Annotated in this window: 1 protein-coding gene; it reads left to right on the forward strand. The window is 39.9% G+C overall.

Annotation, left to right across the window (positions count from 1 at the left end; genetic code table 11):
* On the forward strand, window positions 1-597 hold a 597-nt coding region (locus tag FD18_RS06225), incomplete at both ends, for a hypothetical protein (protein WP_200953890.1).

Raw genomic sequence — 597 nt, forward strand, 5'->3', positions numbered from 1 at the left:
ACTCATTGACACTGAGTTGCTTAAGCTGTCACTCATGCTTACTGAGTTACTCAAACTCTCACTCATCGATACTGAGTTACTTAGGCTTTCACTCATTGATACCGAGTTACTTAAGCTGTCACTCATACTTACTGAGTTACTTAAGCTTTCACTCATACTTACTGAGTTACTTAAGCTGTCGCTCATGCTTACTGAGTTGCTTAAGCTTTCGCTCATGCTTACTGAGTTAGATAAGCTTTCGCTCATGCTTACTGAGTTACTCAAGCTTTCACTCATCGATACTGAGTTACTTAAGCTATCACTCATGCTTACTGAGTTACTTAAGCTGTCACTCATGCTTACTGAGTTACTTAAGCTGTCACTCATCGATACTGAGTTACTTAGGCTGTCACTCATGCTTACTGAGTTACTTAAGCTTTCACTCATGCTTACTGAGTCACTTAAGCTTTCGCTCATTGACACTGAGTTAGATAAGCTTTCACTCATGCTTACTGAGTTGCTTAAGCTTTCACTCATGCTTACTGAGTTGCTTAAGCTTTCACTCATACTTACTGAGTTAGATAAGCTCTCGCTCATGCTTACCGAGTTACTTAAGCT

The sequence above is a fragment of the Lactobacillus taiwanensis DSM 21401 genome (assembly GCF_001436695.1).
In the GTDB taxonomy this organism is placed as follows: Bacteria; Bacillota; Bacilli; order Lactobacillales; family Lactobacillaceae; genus Lactobacillus; species Lactobacillus taiwanensis.